Here is a 25,716-nt window from a genome sequence, read left to right on the forward strand (position 1 = left end):
GCTCAATATAGCCACGTCGATCACTCCGTTCCCCTGCCCGTTGCCGAGCAGGTCAGTGTTCTACGTGGGTCAATATTCGATGCAAATTACTGCCCTGGCCGGGTCAAGTTTCCGTGCAAATCAACAGTCTGGTCATTTCATATCTCCGTCACTGTAAGATTGCCACGACTACGGCCCTCTATTCGGAGGGTTACTCCGTTTTACATGATAATCGGAGGCCGCCTCCGATTGCAACCAGCGTTTTGCCCATGACTGATTTGACGCCAACAGAAAAGAAGCCGAGAGCCGACGCGCTGCGCAACCGCGAGCGCATTCTCGAAGAGGCAAAAAAGGCATTCACGGACAAGGGGGCCGACATCAGCCTGGAGGAGGTTGCCCGCCAGGCCGGTGTTGGCCCAGGCACGCTTTATCGCCACTTCGCCACGCGCGCAGCTCTGCTGGAGGGCGTCTACCGTGCAGAGGTCGAGCGGCTCGCGGGAGAGGAGCGCCGGCTCTCTCGTGAGCTACCCGCGCTGGAGGCACTGAGAACGTGGATGCTGCTATTTGTCGACTACATTGCGGCCAAGAAAATCATTGCGCCCGCACTGAACACGATTGTCGGCGTGACATCGCCAGGGTTGTTCGAAGAATCCGGGAAGCAAATCAAGACTGCAATTCGCACACTGGTATCGCGCGCGGTAGAGAGCGGAGACCTCCGCGCAGACCTTGAACCACTCGACCTGCTGCGTGCGCTCGTGGGAGTGTCAAACGTCGCTTCTTCTCCAGACTGGCAGCAAAGCGCCAGGCGACTAGTCGACATCCTGCTGCTTGGGTCGAAGCCAATCGATAGGTGATTCTGTTGTGTCGAGTTGATTGCCCCAGCGGCAGTTATGCGCCTCCGAAAACCTTTTCGCCGCCAGATTCTTCATCGTTGCGGCGGCGACCTTACCCCGGCCAAGTACGCGATTTGTAATTTGGTTAGCTTGCCGGTTTTCGGTACTCCAGAGGGGTAAGGCCGGCTCCAAATAAGTTAGCTTCGGAGCACTCACTGAATCAGCACCAGGCGGCACCATTTCGGGCCTACTGAACTGGAAATCTTGATTTACCCCGGCAGGCAGAACAGCACGCTCCTCGTTTGCGGCCCGAGCGGTGCCGGCAAAACCACGCTGGCCAGGTACATGGTCGAAGCGGCGGTTGAGCGAGCCGCCGTCGAAATGGAGGCCAACGCCGGAACGATTCCGGCAATCTTTGGCGAAGCACCTGCCTCGGGCGAGAACGATTTCTCGTGGAGACTCTTCTATCGGCAGACTCTCGCTCAGCTTGGCGACGACCTCGACTCGCCGAAATCGGCTTATGGCATCGACCCGCAATCTGGACGCATGGACCGGCTGCGGGGTGCAAGCGGCAACAGTCTCGCGGCGCTGCGAACAGCCGTCGAACGTACGCTGCGCGAGCGGAAAGTCCAGTTCCTCGTCATTGACGAGGCTGCTCACAGCATTCACCAAACGCGCGGCAGCTCCAAGCTGGAGATTCAGCTTGATACCCTGAAGTCGCTCGTGAACCAGTGCGGCACGCAGATGGTGTTGGTCGGTTCATACGACCTCTACCGGCTCATGTCGCTGTGTGGTCAGCTCGCGAGGCGCTCTCACGTCCTGCACTTCGAACGCTACCGACAGGACCCGCCCGAGGACATTCGGGCGTTCATTGCCTGCCTCCAGTCATTCGAAAAGATGCTGCCCGCGCTGTGGGGCGGCGAGTTGACGCGTTACGCGGAGGCGCCCCATGAAAACACGCTGGGTTGCATCGGCACGTTGAGCAGCGGCTTGTTCGAGCAGCCAGACTGGCCGAAGCCGACGGCCGCTGGTCCGCAGAGGCGCTCCGGCGAGCGTTGCTCACCGAGGCGCAGCCGGACCGGATACTTACCGAAATCCTCGATGGCGAGGAAGCCATCAATGCCCAAGGCATCGGCTGGCAGAAGGAGCGCAGCATGAGCTACGCAATTTCGAATCCACGCTCGACGTTGCGCGCTCTCGCTCCCATCGGCGTCGGCACCCCCGAGGTCGAGAGCTTGCTCGGTTACTTCTGCCGGCTGGCCGTATCGCACAGCGTGTCGGTCGCGGCGCTGTGTCGGCAAGTGACCAAGGCAGTCGGCTGGGAACTCGCCGAGAAATATACTTGGCACGTTGGAAACATCGACAGCATTGGCGATTCAGCAAACAACTGGTCGGCTGCGCTGTCTGCTTGGACCGGTGTCGAGCAACTCGACAAGCTCACGCTCTTGTCGTGGCGTGACGTTGTTTGCCCGACGAGTGGGTCTATGCAAGGCCACGGTCCATCACTGGTTGAAGGAGGGAGGCGCTCGGCGCGAGCTAGGCGACCGCGGGGCCCCGCCACAACAAAAAAGCCGGCCCTTAGGCCGGTTTTTTTGCGTCCGTTCGCCTCTGCGCGATGCGTACAAAACTCTTCGGTCTATCACCGATTCCCGATAAAGCAAAATGCGTCCCATCGGGGAATAAAGCATAACGTGTCACGATGGCCACTTTATGCTTAACGGCACAAACATGTTGGAGTTCGATGGAACGGGGAATGGTGGGCCGGGTGGGATTCGAACCCACGGTGTCCTTTCGGAGGCGGATTATGAGTCCGCTGCCTGCAACCAGCACGGCGTCCGGCCCAATAAAAAGACCCGGTCTTTGGGAAGGCCGGGCCTCGTTTACAGTCGCGACATGTTACACGAAACCGCTGCACTCAGGGCCATGACCCAGCCCTCGAAACCGCGGCAACGGTACTACGTCAATTGCCTTCCAGGAACGACTTGAGCTTGTCCGAACGGCTCGGATGACGCAGCTTGCGCAGTGCCTTCGCCTCGATCTGGCGGATCCGTTCACGCGTCACGTCGAACTGCTTGCCAACCTCCTCGAGCGTGTGGTCCGTGCTCATTTCGATACCGAAGCGCATACGCAGCACCTTCGCTTCGCGCGGCGTCAGCGAATCGAGCACATCCTTCACCACGTCGCGCATGCTCGCGTGCAGCGCGGCATCTGCCGGTGCGACGGTGTTCGTATCTTCGATGAAGTCGCCCAGATGCGAATCGTCGTCGTCACCGATCGGCGTTTCCATCGAGATCGGCTCCTTCGCGATCTTCATGATCTTGCGGATCTTGTCTTCCGGCATTTCCATCTTCTCGGCGAGCGTTGCCGGATCCGGCTCGAGACCGGTCTCCTGCAGAATCTGCCGCGAGATGCGGTTCATCTTGTTGATCGTTTCGATCATGTGAACCGGAATACGGATCGTGCGCGCCTGGTCCGCGATCGAACGCGTAATGGCCTGGCGGATCCACCACGTCGCGTACGTCGAGAACTTGTAGCCGCGGCGATATTCGAACTTGTCCACCGCCTTCATCAGGCCGATGTTGCCTTCCTGGATGAGGTCGAGGAACTGCAGACCACGGTTCGTGTACTTCTTCGCAATCGAGATCACGAGACGCAGGTTCGCCTCGGTCATTTCACGCTTGGCCTGACGTGCCTTCAACTCGCCCGCCGCCATCTGGCGGTTGGTTTCCTTCAGGTCCTTGAGCGGCAGCACCACGCGCGCCTGGAGGTCCAGCAGCCGTTGTTGCTGTTCGCGGATCGCCGGAATGTTGCGCGACAGGATGGCGCTGTACGAATGGCTCTCGCCCACGATCTTGTCGGCCCATTCGAGATCGGTTTCACTGCCAGGGAAGCGGGCGATGAATTCCGAGCGCGGCATGCCGCACTTGTCGACCACGATGTGCAGAATCTGGCGTTCCACCTGGCGCACTTCATCCACCTGCGCACGCAGCGTATCGCACAGACGCTCCACGGTACGCGCCGTGAAGCGGATCGACATCAGTTCGTTCTGGATGGTTTCCTGCGCCTTGAGGTACGACTTCGACTTGTAGCCTTCCTTCTCGAACGCGCGACGCATCTTGTCGAACCATTCGCTGATCAGCGCGAACTTTTCGAGCGAGGTGCGCTTGAGGGCTTCGAGCTGCGCCGCGTTGGCCGTGGCCTGCGCGGTGCCGTCGTCGTCTTCTTCCTCTTCCTCTTCCTCTTCTTCCTCTTCCTCTTCGGCGTTCTCGATCTCTTCCGCTTCCTGAGCCGAGAAGCCGTCGGTATCTTCCGCGTTCGGATCGATCAGGCCGTCGACGAGTTCGTCGACGCGAATCTCGTCGTTCGCCACGCGCTCGGCCATGGCGAGAATGTCGGCGATCGTCGTGGGGCACGCCGAGATGGCCATCACCATGTGCTTCAGGCCGTCTTCGATGCGCTTCGCGATTTCGATTTCGCCTTCACGCGTGAGCAGCTCGACGGTACCCATTTCGCGCATGTACATGCGCACGGGGTCGGTCGTGCGGCCGAATTCGGAGTCGACGGTGGAGAGTGCGACTTCCGCTTCCTCTTCCACTTCGTCGTCCGACGACGCGGCCGGCGCGTTGTCGTTGAGCAGCAGCGTTTCCGCGTCAGGCGCCTGCTCGTACACCGCCACGCCCATGTCGTTGAACGTGCTGATGATGCCTTCGATCGCCTCGGTTTCCGTGAAGTTGTCCGGCAGGTGATCGTTGATTTCAGCGTAGGTCAGGAAGCCGCGTTCCTTGCCGAGCTTGATCAGCGCACGCAGCTTGGAGCGGCGCTCCTCGAGCTCCTCGACGGTGCCGGGCTGCGTCGACGCGAACGCGTCCTTCAGCAGCGCCTTTTCCTTTGCGCGGCGGTCGCGGGCGCGCGCCTTCTCACCCTTGGCGGGCGTGGGCGCCGTTTCTTCGCTCTGGGTTGCGTCGTCATCGACGGATACTTCGTTCAGCTTTTTCGTCATGGAGTTCGCCGTACCGGCTGTAGTCTCGACTCGCGGCTGCTGGACAACAGCCTCTTGAACCGTGGATACTTGAGTCTCGCGCTCTGCCGCATCGTCCGCGACGGCAGGCACTTCCCTTGCGCTTCTCTCACCGGACCGCTTCGTGGCCGGTTGGGTCGAAGCTTTAGCTGCACGCGCTGGTGCAGCTCGCGCGGCCGAAGCCGCCGGGGCCCGTTTTCTGGCAACAGGGGCGGTGCCGGCATCAGACGCTTTTGCTGCGGAACGAGAGGATCTGGCCTGATTGACCGTCGTGGTCGGCTCTTCGGAGCCCTTGCCTGTCGCTCTTTTTCCGCCCGTAGTCTTTGCCATTGCGAGTCCGTCCCTTGCTGGATTACTGGATGCCTGGAAAAACAGCCGCTGGAAACCTTTTATTATAGCACGCGGGCTTACCCCCTCCCCGCGCGGCCTCCGATCGGTTACAGCCCGAGCTGCCGCTTCATTTCGGCGCGCTTCTGGTTCAGATCCGTCAGCTCCGCCAATTCCTCGGGCGTGTGTTTCGATTGACGCGACAGCGCATCCAGGCGGTCGCACCACGCGTCGTAACGCATCTTGAGAATCGCCGCTTTCAGCTCCTCAGCGGCCAGTCGCTCCTGCTCGCGCCGTTCCTCGATCACGGCGGAATCCTCGGCATCCTTCAGCAACAAATCCCGAACGTTTTCATCATAGTTCAGAATTTCGCGAAAGATTTCCTCGAAGGTTGCCGCGTTTGCGCCGTTTCTCAGCAGGTCGGAGAGCAGCTGAAATGCTGCCGCGTCCCCCAGTGCGCGCGCGTGCGTGGCGACCTCCTCGAACAGTTCGCCATTGCGCGTCAGCGCGAGCAACGCTCGTTCGGCCTCTTCATCCAGCTCCAACACGATCCTCGGATGCATGACGAGATTGCGCAGCGCGCGCTGCTCGATTCCCGTTACCGCACGCCGGTCCTTGCGTGGCGGCGCGGTACGCGCGGCGGCGGCAATCCGGGCATCCACTTCGCAAAGCGCAGCCACCTCTTCGAACGGCACGTCCAGCCGGTCCGCCAGCATGTGCATGATCTGCGAACGCAGCGCATTGGCCGGCAGAGCCTGCAACAACGGCTTGGCATCGAAGAGCGCGCGTGCCCTGCCTTCCGGCTGGTCCAGTTCCTTGCCTACCAGTACTTCGTTCAACAGAAACTGTGACAGCGGCATGGCACGCTCGACCTGTTCGGCAAACGCCTCCGTGCCGAATTCACGGACGTAGCTGTCCGGGTCGTGCTCCGTCGGCAGGAACAGGAACCGGATGGTGCGGTTGTCCGCCGCGTGCGGCAGGCAGGCGTCCAGCGCGCGACGCGCCGCCCGTCGCCCCGCCGAGTCGCCGTCGAAGCTGAAAATTACCGTGTCGGTCTGGCGCAGCAGCTTCTGCACGTGAATTGGCGTGCAAGCCGTGCCGAGCGTGGCCACAGCGTTCTGGAATCCAAGCTGCGCTAGTGCGACCACGTCCATGTAGCCTTCGACCACGAGCACATAGTGTTGTTCGCGTATCGCGAGCCGGGCTTCGAAGAGCCCATACAGCTCGCTGCCCTTGTTAAATAGCGGCGTTTCGGGCGAATTCAAATACTTCGGCTCGCCTCCGTCCAATACGCGCCCACCGAAGCCGATCACCTGGCCCTTCACATTGCGGATGGGGAACATGATCCGTTCCCGAAAGCGATCGTAGCGGCGCGCCTGGCCCTGCGCGTCCTGCTTCTCGCTAACGATCACAAGGCCCGCTTCCACCAGCGCGTCGTCCCGATAATTGGGGAACGCGGCCTCCAGGTTCTGCCAGCCGTCCGGCGCGTAGCCGAGTCCGAATCGCGCCGCAACTTCGCCTGTCAGCCCGCGCTTTTTCAGGTACTGGATTGCGTTGGGTGCGCCTCGCAGTTGCTTGCGGTAAAAATCGCACGCTGTCTGCATGACGTCGGATAGCGCTGTGGTGACCGCCCTGGAGGCAGCCGGCCCGTAGTCGTATCCGCCGCCCTGCCCGCCATACGAACCGCTGTTGCCGCGCCCGGGTGCCGGCTCGTTCGGAACGGTCAGCCCCACTGACTGCGCCAGTTCGTTTACTGCTTCTGGAAACGTGAGCCCGGCGTGCTCCATGAGAAAGCCGATCGCCGTGCCGTGCGCCCCGCAACCGAAGCAGTGATAGAACTGCTTGGTAGGACTAACGGTGAACGAAGGGCTCTTTTCGTTGTGAAACGGGCAGAGCCCCATGAAATTCGCGCCGCCCTTCTTCAATTGCACGTAGCGCCCAACCACGTCGACAATATCGACGCGGTTCAGCAGATCCTGCAGGAACGAATGCGGAATCATCGAATGGCGCGGCCAGAAACGTGCGGGACGGTACGGAATTGCATGGCGGCGCAGCCGGACTCACGGTGCCGCCTTGGCGGCACGGCGCCGGCCAGCGACGGCGTTTTACTTCGAGAGCGCAGCCTTGACCTGCGCCGACACGGCGGTCATGTCGGCCCGGCCCGCCAGCTTCGGCTTGAGCACGCCCATCACCTTGCCCATGTCCTGCGGGCCTGCGGCACCCGTCTGCGCAACGGCGGCCGCAACTTCGGCGGCGATCTGCCCAGCCGAAAGCTGCTCAGGCATATAGGCCGACAGCACCGCAAGCTCCGCGCTCTCCTTGCTGACCAGATCGGTGCGGCCGGCGGCCTCGAACTGGCTGATCGAATCCTTGCGCTGCTTGATCATCTTGTCGATGACGACCGTGATGCCGGCGTCGTCGAGCGTCACGCGATCGTCGACCTCACGCTGCTTGATTGCCGCGAGCAACAGACGAATCGTGCCGAGCCGCTCGGTTTCGCGCGCGCGCATGGCGGCCTTCATGTCGTCGTTGATCTGGTCTCTTAGACTCATCACTCACCTGCATTCGTTGGATTGCTAAAACGCCCGGGAAGCTCGCCGACCGGCTCGAACCGCGCAAGACGAAGTCTTGCCGCGCCGCCTGCATTGCACAACAGCCGACGGCGCATTAATGCAAAAACCCGCTTGGAACATTTTCCAAGCGGGTTGGCGCAGATTCTTTGGTTGCGGCCTCACCAGGATGGCCTCGCGGTACAGGCTCTTGCCTCCTGCACCGCTTCGCGGCAGCGGACCTCGCCGCCACCTTCCGCCGCACTGACCGGGGACCCTGAGGTCCGAGGCGGCGCAGCGGCGCCGGAATCAGTAGAACTTCTTCGGCAGCATCTGGCTGCGCAGGCGCTTGAAGTGGCGCTTCACCGCGGCAGCCTTCTTGCGCTTGCGCTCCGCCGTCGGCTTTTCGTAAAACTCGCGTGCACGAAGTTCGGTCAACAGGCCGTTCTTCTCGATCGTGCGTTTGAAGCGGCGCATCGCTACTTCAAACGGCTCGTTTTCTTTAACGCGGATCGTCGTCATTTTCCAATAACGGGAAAGGGGCAAAGAACGGAAAGTATAGCAGAGCGTTTTGCACAAAGACAGCCAGCCGTCAAGCCGATTCTGCGTATCCGGCGGCGGCTTTTCCGGCGGCCACGCCCGACGCCCACGCCCACTGAAAGTTGTAGCCGCCGAGCCATCCCGTCACGTCGACGGCCTCGCCGACGAAGAACAGCCCCGGCACCCGCTCGCTCATGAGCGTCGACGACGACAGCTCGCGCGTATCCACGCCCCCGCGCGTCACTTCGGCCTTTCGATAGCCCTCCGTGCCGCTCGGGGTGAGCGTCCAGCGCGAAAGTGTCTCGCCAATGCGGCGCAGCGCGCGATCCGGGAGGTCGGCAAGGCGCGCCTCGGGCGCGATTTGATGCGTTTGCAGCCAGACGTGCGCGAGCCGGCTGGGCAGCCACTCGGAGAGCAGATTACCGATTTGCCGCTTCGTGGCGCCTTTCGCCTCGATCAGCGCTGCCGCGACGTCCCGCTCCGGCAGCAGATTGACGTGGATCGGCTCACCCGGCTGCCAGTAGCTCGAAATCTGCAGCACGCCGGGACCAGAAAGGCCGCGGTGGGTGAGCAGCAGATCTTCCACGAATTCGCCCCCGGTCTTGCGGTCACCGGTGGCGAGATAAACCTCGAGCGAAACGCCCGAGAGCGCCGAAAACGGCGCCCAGTCCTGGGCGGCAAACGTCAGCGGCACGAGCGCGGGGCGTGTATCCACGAGCTTGTGGCCGAACTGCTTTGCGAGGCGATACGCGAAGTCCGTTGCGCCGATCTTCGGAATGGACAGTCCGCCTGTCGCAATCACGAGCGCGCGGGCGCGAATCTGCCCCGCCTTCGTGCCCAGCGTAAAACCGCCCGGCTGCGCATACTCGACGTGTTCCACCGCGAGCGGTCGCCGCCACGCAATCCGGCCAGCGTCGCACTCGGCGCGCAGCACGTCGATCACGGCCTCGCTCGACTGATTGCAGAAAAGCTGCCCTTTGTGCTTCTCATGCCAGGTTACGCCGTGGCGCTTGAGGAGCGCCATGAAGTCGCGCGGCGTATAGCGCGCCAGCGCGGAGCGACAAAAATGCGGGTTGGCGGACAGGTAATTGGCCGGTCCTGCATACAGATTCGTGAAGTTGCAGCGACCGCCGCCCGATATGCGGATTTTTTCGGCAAGGTTCGGCGAGTGGTCGATCAGCACCACGCGCCGCCCCAACTGTCCGGCCACAGAGGCGCACATCATGCCGGCCGCACCCGCGCCGATCACCGCAATATCGAAAGATTCCATGGCGCGCATTGTACCTGCGGCCCGTGGCCGTTCCTGGGCACTGCTATACTTTCAGGCTCGCCTCCAACTTCTGCGGACGCGCTGCTCCACCGCCCGGTTAGCACCTGGCCACCGCACGCGCCGCATCGAATCATGCTTGTTCTCGGCATCGAAAGCTCCTGCGACGAAACCGGTCTTGCGCTCTACGACACCGAGCGCGGCCTGCTCGCGCATGCGCTGCATTCGCAGATCGCCATGCACCGGGAGTATGGCGGCGTGGTGCCGGAACTCGCCTCGCGCGACCATATTCGGCGCGCGCTGCCACTGCTGGAAGACGTGCTGGAACGTTCGGGCGCCACGCGAGCCGACATCGACGCCATCGGCTATACGCAAGGCCCCGGCCTCGCCGGTGCGCTGCTCGTAGGCGCCAGCATCGCAAACGCGCTTGCCATGGCCTGGGACAAGCCGACCATCGGCATCCATCACCTCGAAGGGCATCTGCTTTCGCCGCTGCTCGTCGATGCACCGCCGCCGTTCCCGTTCGTCGCGCTGCTCGTGTCGGGCGGTCACACTCAGCTCATGCGCGTAACCGACGTCGGTGTCTACGAGACCCTCGGCGAAACGCTCGACGACGCCGCCGGCGAAGCCTTCGACAAGACCGCGAAGCTGCTCGGCCTTGGCTACCCGGGCGGCCCGGAAGTCTCGCGGCTCGCTGAATTCGGCACGCCGGGCGCCATCGACCTGCCGCGCCCCATGCTGCATTCAGGCGACCTCGACTTCAGCTTCAGCGGTTTGAAGACCGCTGTGCTCACGCAGGTGAAGCGGCTGGGCGGAAACGTCTGCGAACAGGCCAAGGCCGATATCGCACGGGGTTTTGTCGACGCCGCGGTGGACGTGCTGGCGGCAAAGTCGCTGGCGGCCCTCAAGCGGACGAAGCTCAAGCGACTCGTGGTGGCAGGCGGAGTGGGGGCGAACCGGCAGTTGCGCGAAGCGCTTTCGGCCGCGGCGGCGAAACGTGGGTTCCACGTCCACTACCCCGACCTCGCGCTCTGCACCGACAACGGCGCGATGATCGCGCTTGCCGGCGCGCTGCGGCTGCAGCGCTGGCCGGCGCAGGCCGTGAAGAACTACGCGTTCACGGTGAAGCCGCGCTGGGATCTTTCATCGCTCGCGCAGCAGTAAGGGCGGGATATCAGGCGAGGCGGCGAACAAAAAGCGGTACGGTTTCCACCCGCCGCGTAGGCACGATCAAAAGCCTGGAGCCTCACGCAACACGCTTGTCGTGCTCGATCACGGCGTACGCGCTGTGGTTGTGAATCGACTCGAAGTTCTCCGCTTCGAGCGTGTATGCGGCCACGCGCACATCGTCGTTCAGGCGCTGCGCCACGTCCCGCACCAGATCTTCGACGAACTTGGGATTCTCGTAGGCGCGCTCGGTCACGAACTTTTCGTCCGGGCGCTTGAGCAGTCCCCACAGTTCGCACGACGCTTCTTCCTCCGCGATGGCGATCAGTTCTTCCGGTGCGAGGTCGCCGGCCAGTTCAGCGCTGATCGTCACGTGCGAGCGCTGGTTGTGGGCGCCATATTCGGAAATCTTCTTGGAGCACGGGCACAAGCTCGTCACGGGCACGAGCACCTTCAGGAAGAGCCGCGTCTCGCCGTTGCGCGCATCGCCGGTGAGCGTCACCTCGTAGTCGAGCAGACTTTCCACGCCCGAGACAGGCGCCACTTTCTTCACGAAATACGGGAACGACACTTCGATACGGCCGGCGTCCGCTTCCAGCTTCTGGAGCATCGCCGCCAGCATCCGGCGGAACGTGGCCGGCTCGAGCGGCTCGCGGTTCTCTTCGAGCAACGCGACGAACCGCGACATATGCGTGCCCTTCTGATGCGCCGGCAGATGAACGTCGAGATTCCACACGCCGACGGTGGGCTGCGCTTCGCCGCTACCCGTGCGCACCGTCAACGGATGGCGCACCGCCCTCACGCCCACCCGCTGAATCGGGATCTGCCGTGTGTCCACCGTGCTCTGCACGTCGGGCATCACGAAGGCGGGGTTCATCTGGTTCATCTTGTTGTCCTCAATGGCGCGCAAAACTGGACGCGCAAAGGCAAACGCCGGCAGCACGCCGGCGTTTTGCCAGATGGGCCTTGGCCCATCGGTTGAAACGGGAGTCGCTATACCCTCGACGACCGCCCCGACCTCACGCTACGCGCTTGACCGACTTGCCGGCCGCGCTGCTCGCGTGATCGAGGAACCGTTCGCGAATCGACTTCGCGATGCCCGCGGCGTCGAGCCCACAGCCGGCCAGCAGACGCGCCGGATCGCCGTGGTCGATGAAGCGGTCGGGGAGGCCCAATTGTAGTACGGGCTTGATAACCCCACTCTCCAGCAGGGCTTCGACGCAAGCCGAGCCGGCACCACCCATCACACAGCCTTCTTCCACAGTCACGATGGCGTCGTGCGTCTCGGCGAGGCGGCGCACCAACTCGGCGTCGATCGGCTTCACGAAGCGCATGTTCGCCACGGTCGCATCCAGTTCTTCGGCGGCAGCCAGCGAAGGCCCCACCATCGTGCCGAACGCGAGGATGGCGATCCGCTTGCCGGACGGCTGCGACGTCTCGCGACGAACCTCGCCCTTGCCAACCGGAATGGTCGTCATCTGCTTGACGGTGGCCACGCCCGTGCCGGCGCCGCGCGGGTAACGCACGGCCGTCGGGTTCGACTGCTGAAGCGCCGTGTACAGCATCTGGCGGCACTCGTTTTCGTCCGACGCCGCCATCACGGTCATGTTCGGGATACAGCGCAGGAACGCTAGGTCGTAAGCGCCCGCGTGGGTAGCGCCGTCTGCGCCGACGAGACCCGCGCGGTCGATCGCGAACACGACCGGCAGGTTCTGCAACGCCACGTCGTGAATCAGCTGGTCGTAGGCACGCTGCAGGAAGGTCGAGTAGATGGCGACCACGGGCTTGAGCCCTTCGGCCGCGAGACCGCCCGCGAACGTGACCGCATGCTGCTCCGCGATGCCCACGTCGAAGTAGCGGTCCGGAAAGCGCTTCTCGAATTCCACGAGACCCGAACCTTCACGCATGGCCGGCGTAATGCCGATCACGCGCGAATCGAGTTCGGCGGCGTCGCACAGCCACTCGCCGAACACCTGCGTGTACGTCTTCTTGCCCGGCGACGTGGACGGCTTGATGCCTTCGGCCGGATTGAACTTGCCCGGACCGTGATAGAGCACGGGGTCCGCTTCGGCCAGCTTGTAGCCCTGGCCCTTCTTGGTGACCACGTGCAGGAATTGCGGACCGCGCAGTTCCTTGATGTTCTGCAGTGTAGGAATCAGCGAATCGAGGTCGTGGCCGTCGATCGGGCCGATGTAGTTGAAGCCGAATTCCTCGAACAGCGTAGCCGGCACGAGCATGCCCTTCGCGTGCTCTTCGAGCTTGCGGGCGAGGTCGAGCATGGGCGGCGCCACGCGCAGCACGCGCTCCACGCCCGCGCGCGCAGCCGCGTAGAAGCGGCCCGACATGAGACGCGCCAGATGGCGGTTGAGCGCGCCGACGGGCGGCGAGATCGACATGTCGTTGTCGTTGAGGATGACGAGCAGCGGCACGTCTTCCATGACACCCGCGTTGTTCATGGCCTCGAAGGCCATGCCGGCCGTCATCGCGCCGTCGCCGATCACGGCGATCGCGTAGCGGTTGTCGCCTTGCAGCTGGCTCGCGACGGCCATGCCGAGCGCCGCCGAAATCGACGTGCTGGAATGCGCGGTGCCGAACGTGTCGTATTCGGATTCGGTGCGGCGCGGAAAACCGGAGATGCCGCCGAACTGCCGCAGCGAGTGCATCTGGTCGCGGCGGCCGGTGAGAATCTTATGAGGATAGGTCTGATGCCCGACGTCCCAGACGATGCGGTCGCGCGGTGTGTCGAACACGTAGTGCAGTGCAATCGTCAGCTCGACCGTCCCGAGGTTGGACGAGAGGTGGCCGCCCGTCTGCGACACGCTGTCGAGCACGAAGGCACGCAGCTCGTCGGCAAGCGGCTGCAACTGGCGACGATCGAGCCGGCGCAAATCCGCAGGATCGTCAATGGTTTTCAGCAAGTCGTACATCGTCGTTCCATTGTAGGAAAACTTACGCGCCCGCACTTTTTTCGCACACACCCGTAACGTTGTTCCAGTCGTTTCACGCGCGGCGGCGGGCTTTCGCGTTCAGCTGACCCGGTCAACCACCAGGTCAGCGAGTTCTGCAAGACGCTGCGCGCGTGCGCCAAACGGCGCGAGCGCAGCGTGGGCATCGCGGCGCAGCTGTTGTGCCAGCGCGCGCGATGCGTCGAGTCCGATGATCGACACGTAGGTCGGCTTGCCGTCCTTCGCGTCCTTTCCGGCGGTTTTGCCGAGCGTCGCGGAGTCGGTCGTGACGTCGAGAATGTCGTCGACCACCTGGAACGCGAGACCCACAGCGGCCGCATAGGTGTCGAGCGACTTCAGCGTGTCCGCACCCGGCGCCTCGCCTGCAAGCGCGCCCATACGCACGGAGGCGCGCAGCAGCGCGCCTGTCTTCATCCGGTGCATCATTTCCAGTTGCGCCCGCGTGAGCGCGTGGCCCACGCTTGCGAGGTCGATGGCCTGGCCGCCCGCCATGCCCACCGAGCCGCTCGCCACCGCCAGTTCGCGCACGAGGGACGCCTGTTGCGCCGGGCTCAGCACGTCGGCAGTCAGCGTGATGAAAGCCTGCGACTGCAATGCGTCTCCGACGAGAAGCGCCGTGGGTTCGTCGTATTTCACGTGGACCGTGGGCTTGCCGCGGCGAAGCGCGTCGTCGTCCATGCAGGGCATGTCGTCGTGCACCAGCGAATAGACGTGGATCATCTCCAGCGACACGGCGGCCGCATCGAGGCATTCGGCCCGCGCGCCCGTGAGTTCACCCGCAGCATGGCACAGCAAGGGCCGGACCCGCTTGCCTCCGCCCAGCACGGCATAGCGCATGGCTTCGTGCAGTTGCTCGGGGACAGTCTTTTCGGACGGCAAATAGTGTTCGAGAGCCGCTTCGACCCGCTCGAGCACCGCGCGGGTCCACTGTTCAAAAGTCATAGATCGTCGTCTGCCTCTTGGGCGGCATTTCCAGTCGTATTGAGGGGCACGGGACGCAGCGTCTCGCCGTCGAGCACGCGAACCTGCTGCTCCACCTTCTCCAGCTGTTGCTGGCAGAACGCGACGAGCGCGGCTCCGCGCCGGTACGCAGAGAGCGATTCCTCGAGGCTCAGATTGCCGCTCTCCATCCGCGCCACGAGCCCTTCGAGTTCTGCGAGCGCCGCCTCGTAGTTCTCCGGCAGCGGCGCGCCGCCGTTGTCCTCGACGGACGCGGCAGCATCCTTCGGTGCGGTTTTGGCCATGAGGTGGTCGCAAATTTGAAACAAGTCGGACATTCTACGGCAAAAGCGTTATTTCCGACCCGCACGCCGGCGCCTGTCCCCTTACAGCCACAAGCCGGCATGTAACCAAATCCATCGCGTCCGCCTGGAAAATTTGAACTCCGGGGACAAATTTGACCCAAATCAGGCACTTAGTCTCCCCCGAAAAGGGGAAACGGGTATAATCGCCGGCTCCCTAAATCGAACCTTCGATGGTTGGGTTGTTCACTGCTTTCACGTCTTCATCGGGAGTGGGAATGTCCAATCTGAGCAATGCATTGCAGCTGAAGTCCATCCACAGCCAGCTGCCAGTCACGGCTTACTTTGACCAGGCGCTTTACGAGCGCGAAATCGCAACACTCTTCCAGCAGGGCCCCCGCTACGTCGGGCACGAACTCATGGTGCCCGAGAAGGGGAGTTATTTTGCCTTACCTGGCGAAGGCGAAGGGCGTGTGCTCGTCCGGAACCAGCAAGCTCAGATCGAGTTGCTCTCGAACGTCTGCCGCCACCGGCAGGCCATCATGCTCAACGGCCAGGGCCAGACCGAGAACATCGTCTGCCCGCTGCACCGCTGGACCTACGACCTGAACGGGCAACTGCTCGGCGCCCCACACTTCGCCGACAAGCCGTGCCTCAACCTCAACGCCACGCCGCTGCAGAACTGGCAGGGCCTGCTGTTCGAGTCGAGCGGTCGCGACGTGGCAAAAGACCTGGCAAACCTGGGCCCAGCGAAGCACTTCGACTTTTCGGACTACATGTTCGATCACGCCGAAATCCACGAGTGCAACTACAACTGGAAGACGTTCATCGAGGTGTACCTCGAGGACTATCACGTCGTGCCGTTCCATCCGGGCCTCGGCAGCTTCGTCTCCTGCGACGATCTGCGCTGGGAGTTCGGCGACTGGTACAGCGTACAGACGGTTGGCGTGCACAGCGGCCTCGGCAAGCCGGGCAGCGCGACGTATCGCAAATGGCACGACGAAGTGCTGCGTTTTCGCGGCGGCGAGCCGCCCGAGTTCGGCGCCATCTGGATGGTGTACTACCCGGGCGTCATGATCGAGTGGTACCCGCACGTGCTCGTCGTCTCGTGGCTCATTCCGCAGGGGCCGCTGAAGACCACGAATATCGTGGAGTTCTATTACCCCGAGGAAATCGTGCTGTTCGAGCGCGAGTTTGTCGAAGCCGAACGCGCCGCCTATATGGAGACGGCTCGCGAAGACGACGAGATCGCGGAGCGGATGGATGCCGGCCGCCGTGCGCTGTACGAGCGCGGCGAATCGCAGGTGGGCCCGTACCAGAGCCCGATGGAAGACGGTATGCAGCACTTCCACGAGTTCCTGCGCGCACAACTGGGCGACATCTAAGGCACCGCTCGCTACGCATCGCCGAATTGCGGATGCGCGGCAAGGCGCCAGGGAAAGACGGGCTCTCGCCCGTCTTTTTTTGTTTAGACTGACGGCATCCGGCGGGCCGATATCAAGCGACGTACAAGTAAGCTTCCGGCCCGCGCCATGCCCCAGGAGCCGTCATGCCTCACACTCACTACACCACGCTCATCTCCGCCGCGAACCTCAAGGAACGGCTGGATGCCGCGCCGGGCAGCGTGCTGATTTTCGACTGCCGCTTCGACCTTGCCGATCCCGCTTCCGGCGAAGCCGCTTACGCCGCCGGTCATCTGCCCGGCGCGCGCTATCTGCATCTGGACCGTGACCTCTCGGGTTCGAAGTCCGGCAGCAACGGGCGTCATCCGCTGCCCGATCGCGCAAAGCTCGTCGATACGCTCGCGGCACACGGGCTGAATGAAGGCCAGCAGGTCGTCGCATACGACGCGCAAGGCGGCGCCTTTGCCGCACGCCTCTGGTGGCTGCTGCGCTGGCTGGGTCACGATTCCGTAGCGCTCCTCGACGGCGGGCTGCAGGCCTGGCAAGCCGCCGGGCTAGCGCTCACGAGCGACGCTCCGCCCGCCTCCCGCGGCACCTTCAAGGCGGGCGCCCCGCTGCAGTCCACCGTGGACGCGCAAGCGCTGCTACGCAATCTCACCCAGCGCGAACAACTCGTGATCGACGCCCGCTCGCCGGACCGCTATCGCGGCGAAAACGAAACCATCGATCCAGTCGGCGGCCACATTCCGGGCGCGCTCAACCGGTTCTTCAAAGACAACCTCGGTGCCGACGGACGCTTCAAGTCCGCCCACGCGTTGCGCGAGGACTTCGCGGCGCTGCTCGCCGGCACCGCCCCAGACCACGTGGTACTGCAGTGCGGTTCCGGCGTCACGGCGTGCCACAACGCGCTCGCGATGGAAGTGGCGGGGCTGCACGGCGCCACGCTCTATCCAGGATCGTGGAGCGAGTGGTGCACGGACGCGTCGCGACCGGTCGCAACCGGGCCGAATCCCTGACGCCTGAACGCTACGCGAACGCCTTTAGAAGCAGCCGCGGCGCCAACACGAGCCCGCGGCCGCCCTTCTCGATGCGCGAATCGCAGCCTCGCGCATCGGAACCGCCTCAAGCCACGCCGTGTTCCTTGAACCAGGCGAGTGCGCGGCGCCAGCCGTCCTCGGCGTCGGCCTTGCGGTAGCTCGGCCGATAGTCTGCGAAGAACGCATGCCCCGCGTCGTCGTAGACCACGAACTGCGAGTCGCGCGCCGGCTGCGATGCATGGGCAAGCGCCTGCTTCATCTGCTCGATGGTGTCCTGCGGAATGCTTTGGTCCTGACGGCCGTAAAGCCCGAGCACCGGCACGCGCAAATCCGCGACGCGATCGATCGGATTGGCGGGCGTCATCGCGGTGTGGTCGCCCACGAGCCGCCCGTACCACGCCACGGCCGCCTTTAGCCGGGGATTGTGCTCGGCGTAGAGCCACGCAATCCGCCCGCCCCAGCAGAAACCCGTGAGCCCCAGCCGCTTCAGGTCGCCGCCATGTTCGCCGGCCCAGGCAACGGTCGCATCGAGGTCGGCCATGACCTGCTCGTCGGGCACCTTGCTGACGATGTGCTCGTCGAGTTGCTGGATGGTCGGGTACTTCGATGCATCGCCCTCGCGAACGTAGAGGTCCGGCGCGACCGCCAGATAACCGAGCTTCGCGAATCGACGGCAGACGTCGGCAATGTGCTCGTGCACGCCGAAGATTTCGTGCACCACCACGATCACCGGCAAATGCGTCTTGCCTTTCGGCTGCGCGCGGTAGGCGGGCACGAGCGTGTCGCCCGAGTGAATGCCCACCTCGCCGGCTTCTAGCCCTTCGCTGTCGGTGTGAATGGTTTGCGCCGACACGGGCAGCACGGCCGCTGCAAAGCCCGAGCCCAGTGCGACCTTGATGAACGTGCGTCGATTGAACGGGACGTGGGGAACGAGGCTATCGACTTCAGGTTTCAGCATGCGGCGCTCCTTGGTGAGCCGCCCGGGAGAAGAGAGCGCTGGCTGCGAGGGCACGTGACACGAAGAGCCCGCTATCGAAACGCAGCAAGCAAGCACGGACGGAAATGGCGAACGTGTCAGCCCTGAGCCTCGGCCGCACACGCTCGCGCATTGTAGGCGCCTAACCCTGACGTCTGCAGAAAACCGCTCAGTGGAGCTTCACGCGCGGCAGCGTGGTGCGGTGCAGCCAGTGTGCGAAGGTGTCGAGCACCATCCGCGCATAGCCGTGCAGGGCCGCGATATGCAGCCGATACAGCGACATGTACATGAAGCGCGCAAAGAGCCCTTCGATCAGCATGTTGCCGCCGATCACCCCGCCCATCAAATTGCCGACCGCGCTGAAGTGGCCGAGCGAAACGAGCGAGCCGAAGTCGCGATAGGTGAATTCCGGCAGCGGCCGGCCTTCCAGCCGGTTGCCGAGCGCGCGCAGCAGAAAGCTGGCCTGCTGGTGTGCGGCCTGCGCGCGCGGCGGGACATTGCGTTCGTTGCCGGGCCAGGGACAGGCGGCGCAGTCGCCCATCGCGAAGACGTTGTCGTCGGTTTCGGTCTGCAGCGTGCGGCGCACCTGGATCTGCCCCAGCCTGTTGACGGACAGACCGTCCAGTTGCGCGAGCACGGGCGGTGCCGTGATGCCGGCGGCCCACACAGTCAGATCGGCGCGAATGGTCTTGCCGCTCGCGGTACGCACGAGGCCCTGCGCGACTTCCGTCACGCGCTCGCCCACCATGACCTTCACGCCCAGCTTCACGAGCAGCTCGGCCGTGGCCGACGACACGCGTTCCTGCAACGCGGGCAAGATACGCGGCCCCGACTCGATCAGCACGATGCCCACGTCGTGGCGCGGGTCGAGCTTGTGCAGACCGTAGGCCGAGAGCACCTGCGCCGTGTTGCGCAGTTCGGCGGACAGCTCGACGCCCGTCGCGCCGCCCCCGACGATCGCCACCTGAACCCGCGGCTCGTCAGACGGCGCGCCGCCGTCCGCGGGGTTGCTCTCCACCGGCTCGTGGACCTGATGCTCGGCGCGCATGCACGCCGCGATCAGACGCTTGCGGAAACGTTCGGCCTGCGGAACCGTGTCGAGGGCAATGGAGTGTTCCTGCGCGCCTTGCACGCCAAAGAAATGCGTCATGCTGCCGATGGCGATGACAAGCGTGTCGTATTCGAGCTCGCGCTTCGGCAGTAACTCGCCGCCATCATCGTCCTTCACCGCCGAGAGCGTGATGCGCTTCGCCGTGCGATCGAGGCCGCACAGCTCGCCTTGCTGAAACTCGAAGCCATGCCAGCGCGCCTGCGCCGCATAGGCCAGCTCCTGCGTGAACGGGTCCATGCTGCCCGCCGCCACCTCATGCAGAAGCGGCTTCCAGATATGCGTGGGATAACGGTCCACGAGTGTCACGTGCGCGCGTGGCTCGCCCCGGTTCTTCTTCGTCGCGCCGTAGCGATCGCCAAGCCGCGTCGCCAGCTCCAGTCCTCCCGCTCCTCCACCCACGACGATGAACCGATGCATTCGACTCTCCAGGTTATTGACCGCGTTCGGGTACGGCAGCTACGCGGCGAGGCGCGCAGCGACACCGGACGATTGTCAGTGACGTCCTTGCATTGCAACAAGTCCTGAAAAAAGATGTGTGACATGCGCGCGACGCCGGGCTTGCGGCGCCGCTGCACGTCTGCAGCACGATCAGTGCGCTTCTTCCCAGTTGGCGCCCGCGCCCACTTCGGCCACGAGCGGCACCTTGAGCGCCGCCACCGAGCACATCAGCTCCGGCAAGCGCTTGCGCACGAGATCGAGTTCGGCGTCCGGCACTTCGAGAATCAGTTCGTCGTGCACCTGCATGATCATCTTCGAGCCGATGCGCGAATCTTCGAGCCACTTCTGGACGGCGATCATCGAGAGCTTGATGAGATCTGCCGCCGTGCCTTGCATCGGCGCATTGATGGCCGCGCGCTCGGCGGCCTGGCGGCGCGGACCGTTGCCGCCGTTGATTTCGGGTAGCCACAGCCGGCGCCCGAACACGGTCTCGACGTAGCCGCGCGCCTTCGCGGCGGTACGCGTCTCGTCCATGTAGCGCGCGACGCCCGGGTAGCGGGCGAAATAACGGTCGATGTAAAGCTTCGCCGCGTCGCGCGTGATGCCGAGATTCGAGGCGAGACCGAACGAACTCATGCCGTAGATCAGGCCGAAGTTGATCACCTTCGCGATGCGCCGCTGGTCGGAACTCACTTCGAGCGGCGTCACGCCGAACACTTCGGACGCCGTGGCGCGGTGAATGTCCTCGCCCTGCGAGAACGCGCGCAGCAGCGACTCGTCGCCGGAAATGTGCGCCATGATGCGCAACTCGATCTGCGAGTAGTCGGCCGATACGATCTTGTGGCCCGGCGGCGCGATGAAGGCCTCGCGAATGCGGCGGCCCTCCGCGGTGCGCACGGGGATGTTCTGCAGGTTCGGATCGTTCGATGCAAGGCGCCCCGTTACGGCCACAGCCTGCGCGTAGTTGGTATGCACGCGGCCGGTGAGCGGATTCACCATGCGCGGCAGCTTGTCGGTGTAGGTGGACTTCAGCTTCGAGAGGCCGCGATGTTCGAGCAGCAGCTTCGGCAGCGGATAGTCTTCCGCCAGCTTCTGCAGCACTTCTTCGTCGGTGGAAGGCGCGCCGCTCGGCGTCTTCTTCACTACCGGCAATTGCAGCTTCTCGAAGAAGATCTGGCCGATCTGCTTGGGCGAGCCCAGGTTGAACTCGCCGCCCGCCAGCGCGTACGCATCGCGTTCGAGTTCGATGAGGCGCGTCGCGATCTCGTGGCTCTGCACACGCAGCTTTTCCGCATCGATCAGCACGCCGTTGCGTTCCATCTTGCGCAGCACGCGCGACGTCGGCATCTCGATGTTGCGGTAGACGTGGTTGAGGCCGGCTTCAGGTTCGATCTGCGGATACAGCGCGCGATGAAGCTGCAGCGTGATGTCCGCGTCTTCGGCTGCGTATTCGGACGCCTTGTCCACCGGCACCTCGTCGAAGCCGATCTGCTGCGCGCCCTTGCCCGCCACTTCTTCGTACTTGATGGTCTTCACGCCGAGATGGCGCAGCGCGAGGCTATCCATGTCGTGCGTGCGGTGCGATTCGAGCACGTAGGACTCGAGCAGCGTGTCGTGCTCGACGCCGTTCATTTCGATGCCGTAGCTCGCGAGCACCTGCTCGTCGTACTTCAGATGCTGGCCGAGTTTCTTCTTGTCCGCGCTCTCGAACCAGGGCTTGAGCTTTGCGAGCACTTCGTCGAGCGGCAACTGTTCAGGCGCATCCGGGCCGCGATGCGTGAGCGGCAGATACGCGGCATGACCGGGCTCCACCGAAAACGACATGCCCACCAGCTTCGCCGTCATCGCATCGAGCGACGTGGTTTCCGTGTCGAACGCCGTGATTTCCGCGGTGTCGATCTTCGCGAGCCATGCGTCGAACTGTTCCCAGGTCAGGATGGTTTCGTAGTTGCGCTCGCCGTCCACGAGCGGCGCCGGCTCGTCGGTGGAACCGGGTTCTTCCACGGCCGCCGCCATTTCCACTTCGCGCAGCCACGTCTTGAAGCCGTGCCGCATGAAGAGATCGCGCAGCTCTTCGCGCGCTTCGGGCCGCGTAACGAGCGTGTTTTCGAACGACGCGACGTGCCCGTTGAGATCGCACGCGGTCTCCACCGTAACGAGCTTGCGCGCCATCGGCAGAAAGTCGAGTGCGCGGCGCAGATTGTCGCCTACCGCACCTTTGATTTCGTCCGCGTGTGCGACGATGTCGTCGAGCGTGCCGTATTGCGTGAGCCATTTGACCGCTGTTTTCGGGCCGCATTTCTCGACGCCGGGCACGTTGTCCACGGTATCGCCCACGAGCGAGAGATAGTCGACGATGCGCTCGGGCGGCACACCGAAACGTGCGATCACGCCGTCGCGATCGAGCGTTTCATTGGTCATCGTGTTGACGAGGGTGACATGGTTCGTCACGAGTTGCGCCAGGTCCTTGTCTCCGGTGGAGACGATCACGTTCATGCCGTGGCGCTCGGCCTCGCGCGCGAGCGTGCCGATCACGTCGTCGGCTTCAACGCCGTCGATCATCAGAAGCGGCCAGCCAAGTGCGCGCACGGCGACATGAATGGGCTCGATCTGCTTCGCAAGCGGCTCGGGCATCGGCGGCCGATGGGCCTTGTACTCCGGGTACCAGTCGTCGCGGAACGTCTTGCCCTTCGCGTCGAACACGCACGCGCTATACTCTGCCGTAACTTCCTTGCGCATACGGCGCAGCATGTTGATGATCCCGTAGAGCGCGCCAGTCGGTTCGCCGTCCGGGCCGCGCAAATCAGGCATCGCGTGGTAAGCCCGGTACAGATAACTCGAACCGTCGACCAATAGCAGGGTCTTACCTTCCAGATTTCGTTCTTCAGGCATTATGGACAAGAGAAAAGTGATTCCGAGTCTGCGTTCACTCGCAGATCAAGAGCGCGCCACGGCCAAGAAGGCCCGCGCGTCGTGGCAGATGTTCACGATTATGGCAGAGTTTATTGAGGCGACCGAGTACCTCTCGGAGATCCGCCCGGCTGTCAGCATCTATGGTTCGGCACGTCTGAAACCGGACTCGAAGTACTACCAGCTTGCAACGCAAATCGCGCGAAAACTCTCGGATGCGGGCTTCGCTGTTATCTCCGGTGGCGGCCCTGGCATCATGGAAGCGGCGAACAAAGGCGCACATGCAGGCAAGGCTCCTTCGGTAGGACTGAACATCGAGTTGCCGCACGAACAGTCGGGCAACCAGTGGCAGGACATCTCGCTGCGCTTTCGCCATTTCTTCACGCGCAAGGTCACGTTCGTGAAGAACTCCGACGCGGTGATCGTGATGCCTGGCGGTTTCGGCACGCTCGACGAACTCGCTGAAGTGCTCACGCTGATCCAGACGAAGAAATCGCGCCACGTGCCCATCATTCTGGTGGGCGGCGAATTCTGGACCGGCCTGCTCGAGTGGTTCCGCAGTTCGCTTCTGCCCATGGGTCTCATCAGCCCGGGCGACACGGACCTCATGCAGGTAATCGACGACCCGGACCAGGTGCTCGAAGCCGTGCTGTCGTTCTACGAAGACCGCGAAGAGACGGAGCCGCAGGCCGCCGCGAAGTCCGACGACGACCGCATGTTCTATCTGTAAGCGTCAAGCCGCGGCGCGGGCGCAGCGCCTTTCGCCTGCGCCTCCAGCCAGCCGCAAAACTGTTCGACGAGCGGCGCGTCCGCCACCTCGCGCCGCGCCACCCACCAGTAGCCGCGCGCATCGATACTCGGTCCCGCGAACGGCGCCACGAGCCGGCCCGACGCCAGTTCGTCGGCCACCAGCGGCAGCGGCCCGAGCGCGACGCCCAACCCGTCCACCGCCGCCTGCAACACCAGATAGAAGTGGTCGAACGACTGCTTCTTGCGGCACTTCACCTTCACACCCGCGGCCGCAAGCCATGTACGCCACGCGTCGGGCCGCGTATCCGAATGCAGCAGCACGTGTCGTGCAAGATCGTCCGGCGTGCGGATCGGCAGGCGCTGCACGAGCGCCGGGCTGCACATCGGAATTTCCATTTCATCGAGAAAGTGCGCGCTCGCGCAGTCCGGCCAATGCCCGGGGCCGCGCCTCACCGCGACGTCGAAGGCGTCGAGCGTCTCGACGGGCGCATTCGACGTGGAGAGCCGCAGCTCGACGTTCGGCACCATGCGCTGAAACTGGTTCAGACGCGGCAGCAGCCACTTCATCGCGAAGGTCGGCACCGCGTTAATACGAAGCACGTTCACGACGGCGGTGTCGCGCAACTGGTTGGTGGCGAGCGCAATGCTGTCGAAGGCGGCCTGCACCGTCGCGAGGTACCGGCGGCCATCGTCGGTGAGCCGCACGCGCTTGCCCACACGGTGGAACACCTGCACGCCGACCCACGCCTCGAACGCCGCCACCTGGCGGCTGATTGCACCGTGCGTCACATGAAGCTCGTCTGCCGCCGCCGTGAAGCTGTTGTGCCTTGCAGCCGCTTCAAAGGCGCGCAGCGCGGGAAATGGGGGAAGGTTACGGATCATGCTTGTGATTCTAAGTCACAAGCGGACGGCACAAAAATCGTTTTGCCTGACAACCGATCGGCGCTACCCTCGGGTCTTCTTACAAGATGGCACTGGTCATGGATGGCTCTTCTCCTTCGGACCGCGGCGACGCAAACGGCGCACCGCCGCACGCTCTGGCCCACACGCACGCCGCCGGCGACTCCGCTACGGCGCCGTCGACGGTTGTTCCCACGGTGCGCGAAATATTCCTCGGCTTCCTGAGCCTCGGGTTCACCTCGTTCGGCGGCGCGCTACCGCTTGCGCGGCGCGCCATCGTGGAGCAGCGGCACTGGCTCAGCGCTTCGGAATTCACCGACCTGCTTGGCCTGTGCCAGTTTCTGCCCGGCGGCAACGTCATCAACCTTTCGGTTGCGCTGGGCATGCGCTTTCGCGGCCTGCGCGGTGCGCTTGCCGGTTTGCTCGGGCTGATCGCCGGGCCTTCGTTGGTGGTGGTCGGGCTAGGCGTGATTTACGAGCGCACGCAGAACAATCCGCATGTAAGACATCTGTTTGCCGGACTCGCAGCGGCAGCAGCCGGCCTGCTCATCGCGATGGCGGTCAAGATCCTGCTGCCGCTACGTCACGATCCGGCTGCGGCGACACTCGCGGCGCTCGGCTTCATCGCGATCGCGATCCTGCGCGTACCGCTGCTACCCACCATGCTCGTGCTCACACCGCTCAGCATCTTCATTGCCTCGAGGGCCTCACGATGACCGACACGCTCGTTTCGCTCGCCATTATCTTCAGTCAGCTCTCGCTGCTTGCATTCGGCGGGGGCAATACGATCCTTCCGGAGATGCAGCGGCAAGTGGTCGATGTGCATCACTGGATGCCCGCCACCGAGTTCAGCGCCCTCTTCGCACTGGCTCAGGCGGCGCCGGGTCCCAACATGATGGTGGTGACGCTCGTGGGATGGCATGTGGCCGGGTGGTGGGGCATGCTCGTGAGTTCCGTGGCGAAGTTCGGACCGTCGTCGATCGTAACGATCCTCGCGCTTCACGCGTGGGAGCGATTCAAGGACCGCCCGTGGCGGCGCTTCGCGCAGAAGGGCCTGGTGCCGGTGACCGCGGGGCTCGTCACGGCCAGTGCGGTGCTCATCGCGCAGGCGTCGGACCTGGTGTGGGTTACATGGGGCATTACCGCTGTGTGCGCGGCTCTTGCGTTCAAGACGAAGATTCATCCGCTGTGGTTGCTCGGCGCGGGCAGCCTGATTGGGCTGACGGGGATCGGGCAGATGTAGCATACGCGGCCCACCTTGCCGCGATGGCCGTGGGCAGTCATCGCGTGAGCCACCCACGGCG

The 25,716-nt window shown here is 63.8% G+C and carries 22 protein-coding genes and 1 tRNA gene; 9 read left to right on the forward strand and 14 right to left on the reverse strand.

Translation table 11 applies throughout. From position 1 onward, the window contains the following. Positions 1-248 precede the first annotated feature (248 nt). The 3 genes from PKKP23_RS27660 to PKKP23_RS27670 all read left to right on the forward strand — a co-directional run bounded on the left by PKKP23_RS27660 (position 249) and on the right by PKKP23_RS27670 (position 2,530). Entirely contained in the window at positions 249-833 is a 585-nt protein-coding gene (locus tag PKKP23_RS27660) for a TetR/AcrR family transcriptional regulator (RefSeq protein ID WP_017773314.1), read from the forward strand. A gap of 243 nt (positions 834-1,076) precedes the next feature. Continuing rightward, positions 1,077-1,970 carry an ATP-binding protein gene (locus tag PKKP23_RS27665; protein ID WP_240659162.1) on the forward strand — a complete coding sequence of 298 codons (894 nt, stop codon included), beginning with the start codon at positions 1,077-1,079 and terminating at the stop codon, positions 1,968-1,970. After that, positions 1,967-2,530 carry a TniQ family protein gene (locus tag PKKP23_RS27670; protein ID WP_126879319.1) on the forward strand — a complete coding sequence of 188 codons (564 nt, stop codon included), beginning with the start codon at positions 1,967-1,969 and terminating at the stop codon, positions 2,528-2,530. The genes PKKP23_RS27665 and PKKP23_RS27670 overlap by 4 nt, the downstream gene beginning before the upstream one ends. Before the next feature lie 36 nt (positions 2,531-2,566). On the opposite strand, the gene PKKP23_RS27675 is transcribed toward PKKP23_RS27670, so the two are convergent. The 6 genes from PKKP23_RS27675 to PKKP23_RS27700 form a co-directional block, all read right to left on the reverse strand. Beyond that, a tRNA-Ile gene (locus PKKP23_RS27675) sits at positions 2,567-2,654 on the reverse strand. Between the two features lie 118 nt (positions 2,655-2,772). Beyond that, positions 2,773-5,160, reverse strand: coding sequence for an RNA polymerase sigma factor RpoD (gene rpoD / locus PKKP23_RS27680; RefSeq protein ID WP_176049109.1), 2,388 nt, complete (start codon positions 5,158-5,160; stop codon positions 2,773-2,775). Positions 5,161-5,267: 107 nt separating this feature from the next. Then, positions 5,268-7,157, reverse strand: coding sequence for a DNA primase (dnaG, locus tag PKKP23_RS27685; RefSeq protein ID WP_126879258.1), 1,890 nt, complete (start codon positions 7,155-7,157; stop codon positions 5,268-5,270). A gap of 105 nt (positions 7,158-7,262) precedes the next feature. Next, positions 7,263-7,709: a GatB/YqeY domain-containing protein gene (locus PKKP23_RS27690; RefSeq protein ID WP_017773311.1), complete on the reverse strand. Its 447-nt coding sequence runs from the start codon at positions 7,707-7,709 to the stop codon at positions 7,263-7,265. A 306-nt stretch (positions 7,710-8,015) separates the two neighbouring features. Continuing rightward, the gene (gene rpsU / locus PKKP23_RS27695) at positions 8,016-8,228 is read right to left on the reverse strand and encodes a 30S ribosomal protein S21 (RefSeq protein ID WP_026121147.1); all 213 of its coding nucleotides are present in this window, start codon (positions 8,226-8,228) and stop codon (positions 8,016-8,018) included. Positions 8,229-8,298: 70 nt separating this feature from the next. Beyond that, positions 8,299-9,516, reverse strand: a complete 1,218-nt coding sequence (locus tag PKKP23_RS27700; protein ID WP_240659163.1) for a BaiN/RdsA family NAD(P)/FAD-dependent oxidoreductase — start codon at positions 9,514-9,516, stop codon at positions 8,299-8,301. A 132-nt stretch (positions 9,517-9,648) separates the two neighbouring features. On the opposite strand from PKKP23_RS27700, the gene tsaD reads away from it, so the two are divergent. Continuing rightward, a complete protein-coding gene (tsaD, locus tag PKKP23_RS27705; protein WP_126879260.1) occupies positions 9,649-10,677 on the forward strand; it encodes a tRNA (adenosine(37)-N6)-threonylcarbamoyltransferase complex transferase subunit TsaD in 1,029 nt (342 codons plus the stop codon). Positions 10,678-10,759: 82 nt separating this feature from the next. Here tsaD and folE2 read toward each other — a convergent pair whose 3' ends face one another. The 4 genes from folE2 to PKKP23_RS27725 all read right to left on the reverse strand — a co-directional run bounded on the left by folE2 (position 10,760) and on the right by PKKP23_RS27725 (position 14,890). Next, on the reverse strand, positions 10,760-11,566 hold the full coding sequence (gene folE2 / locus PKKP23_RS27710) for a GTP cyclohydrolase FolE2 (RefSeq protein ID WP_126879261.1): 807 nt from the start codon (positions 11,564-11,566) through the stop codon (positions 10,760-10,762). 133 nt (positions 11,567-11,699) lie between these two features. Beyond that, positions 11,700-13,607: a 1-deoxy-D-xylulose-5-phosphate synthase gene (dxs, locus tag PKKP23_RS27715; protein ID WP_126879262.1), complete on the reverse strand. Its 1,908-nt coding sequence runs from the start codon at positions 13,605-13,607 to the stop codon at positions 11,700-11,702. Between the two features lie 99 nt (positions 13,608-13,706). Further along, on the reverse strand, positions 13,707-14,588 hold the full coding sequence (locus PKKP23_RS27720) for a polyprenyl synthetase family protein (RefSeq protein ID WP_126879263.1): 882 nt from the start codon (positions 14,586-14,588) through the stop codon (positions 13,707-13,709). After that, complete coding sequence (locus PKKP23_RS27725; RefSeq protein WP_126879264.1) at positions 14,585-14,890, reverse strand: exodeoxyribonuclease VII small subunit; 306 nt, start codon at positions 14,888-14,890, stop codon at positions 14,585-14,587. Before PKKP23_RS27725 ends, PKKP23_RS27720 begins: the two co-directional genes overlap by 4 nt. 275 nt (positions 14,891-15,165) lie before the next feature. Between PKKP23_RS27725 and PKKP23_RS27730 the strand changes: the two genes are divergently transcribed. Together PKKP23_RS27730 and PKKP23_RS27735 are read left to right on the forward strand one after the other, a co-directional pair. Then, positions 15,166-16,272: an aromatic ring-hydroxylating oxygenase subunit alpha gene (locus PKKP23_RS27730; RefSeq protein WP_017773303.1), complete on the forward strand. Its 1,107-nt coding sequence runs from the start codon at positions 15,166-15,168 to the stop codon at positions 16,270-16,272. Positions 16,273-16,436: 164 nt separating this feature from the next. Next, positions 16,437-17,306, forward strand: coding sequence for a sulfurtransferase (locus PKKP23_RS27735; RefSeq protein WP_126879265.1), 870 nt, complete (start codon positions 16,437-16,439; stop codon positions 17,304-17,306). Between the two features lie 106 nt (positions 17,307-17,412). Here the strand turns inward: PKKP23_RS27735 and PKKP23_RS27740 are convergent, their stop codons facing one another. From PKKP23_RS27740 to polA, 3 genes are all read right to left on the reverse strand, one after another. Next, complete coding sequence (locus tag PKKP23_RS27740) at positions 17,413-18,285, reverse strand: dienelactone hydrolase family protein (protein ID WP_126879266.1); 873 nt, start codon at positions 18,283-18,285, stop codon at positions 17,413-17,415. Between the two features lie 187 nt (positions 18,286-18,472). Further along, the gene (locus PKKP23_RS27745; protein ID WP_126879267.1) at positions 18,473-19,831 is read right to left on the reverse strand and encodes an NAD(P)/FAD-dependent oxidoreductase; all 1,359 of its coding nucleotides are present in this window, start codon (positions 19,829-19,831) and stop codon (positions 18,473-18,475) included. A gap of 171 nt (positions 19,832-20,002) precedes the next feature. Further along, positions 20,003-22,744 (reverse strand): DNA polymerase I, encoded by a 2,742-nt coding sequence (polA, locus tag PKKP23_RS27750; RefSeq protein WP_126879268.1) that lies wholly within the window; start codon positions 22,742-22,744, stop codon positions 20,003-20,005. A gap of 1 nt (position 22,745) precedes the next feature. On the opposite strand from polA, the gene PKKP23_RS27755 reads away from it, so the two are divergent. Continuing rightward, positions 22,746-23,492, forward strand: coding sequence for an LOG family protein (locus PKKP23_RS27755; protein ID WP_017773298.1), 747 nt, complete (start codon positions 22,746-22,748; stop codon positions 23,490-23,492). Here the strand turns inward: PKKP23_RS27755 and PKKP23_RS27760 are convergent. Further along, entirely contained in the window at positions 23,483-24,394 is a 912-nt protein-coding gene (locus PKKP23_RS27760; RefSeq protein ID WP_126879269.1) for a transcriptional regulator GcvA, read from the reverse strand. The two genes, PKKP23_RS27755 and PKKP23_RS27760, sit on opposite strands and share 10 nt — an antisense overlap. 98 nt (positions 24,395-24,492) lie before the next feature. Here PKKP23_RS27760 and PKKP23_RS27765 point away from each other — a divergent pair, with 98 nt between their 5' ends. Further along, the gene (locus PKKP23_RS27765) at positions 24,493-25,128 is read left to right on the forward strand and encodes a chromate transporter (RefSeq protein ID WP_240659164.1); all 636 of its coding nucleotides are present in this window, start codon (positions 24,493-24,495) and stop codon (positions 25,126-25,128) included. Continuing rightward, the gene (locus PKKP23_RS27770; RefSeq protein WP_126879270.1) at positions 25,125-25,655 is read left to right on the forward strand and encodes a chromate transporter; all 531 of its coding nucleotides are present in this window, start codon (positions 25,125-25,127) and stop codon (positions 25,653-25,655) included. Before PKKP23_RS27765 ends, PKKP23_RS27770 begins: the two co-directional genes overlap by 4 nt. Positions 25,656-25,716: the final 61 nt, after the last annotated feature.

The organism is Paraburkholderia kururiensis JCM 10599 = LMG 19447 (assembly GCF_003986935.1).
GTDB lineage: Bacteria > Pseudomonadota > Gammaproteobacteria > Burkholderiales > Burkholderiaceae > Paraburkholderia > Paraburkholderia kururiensis.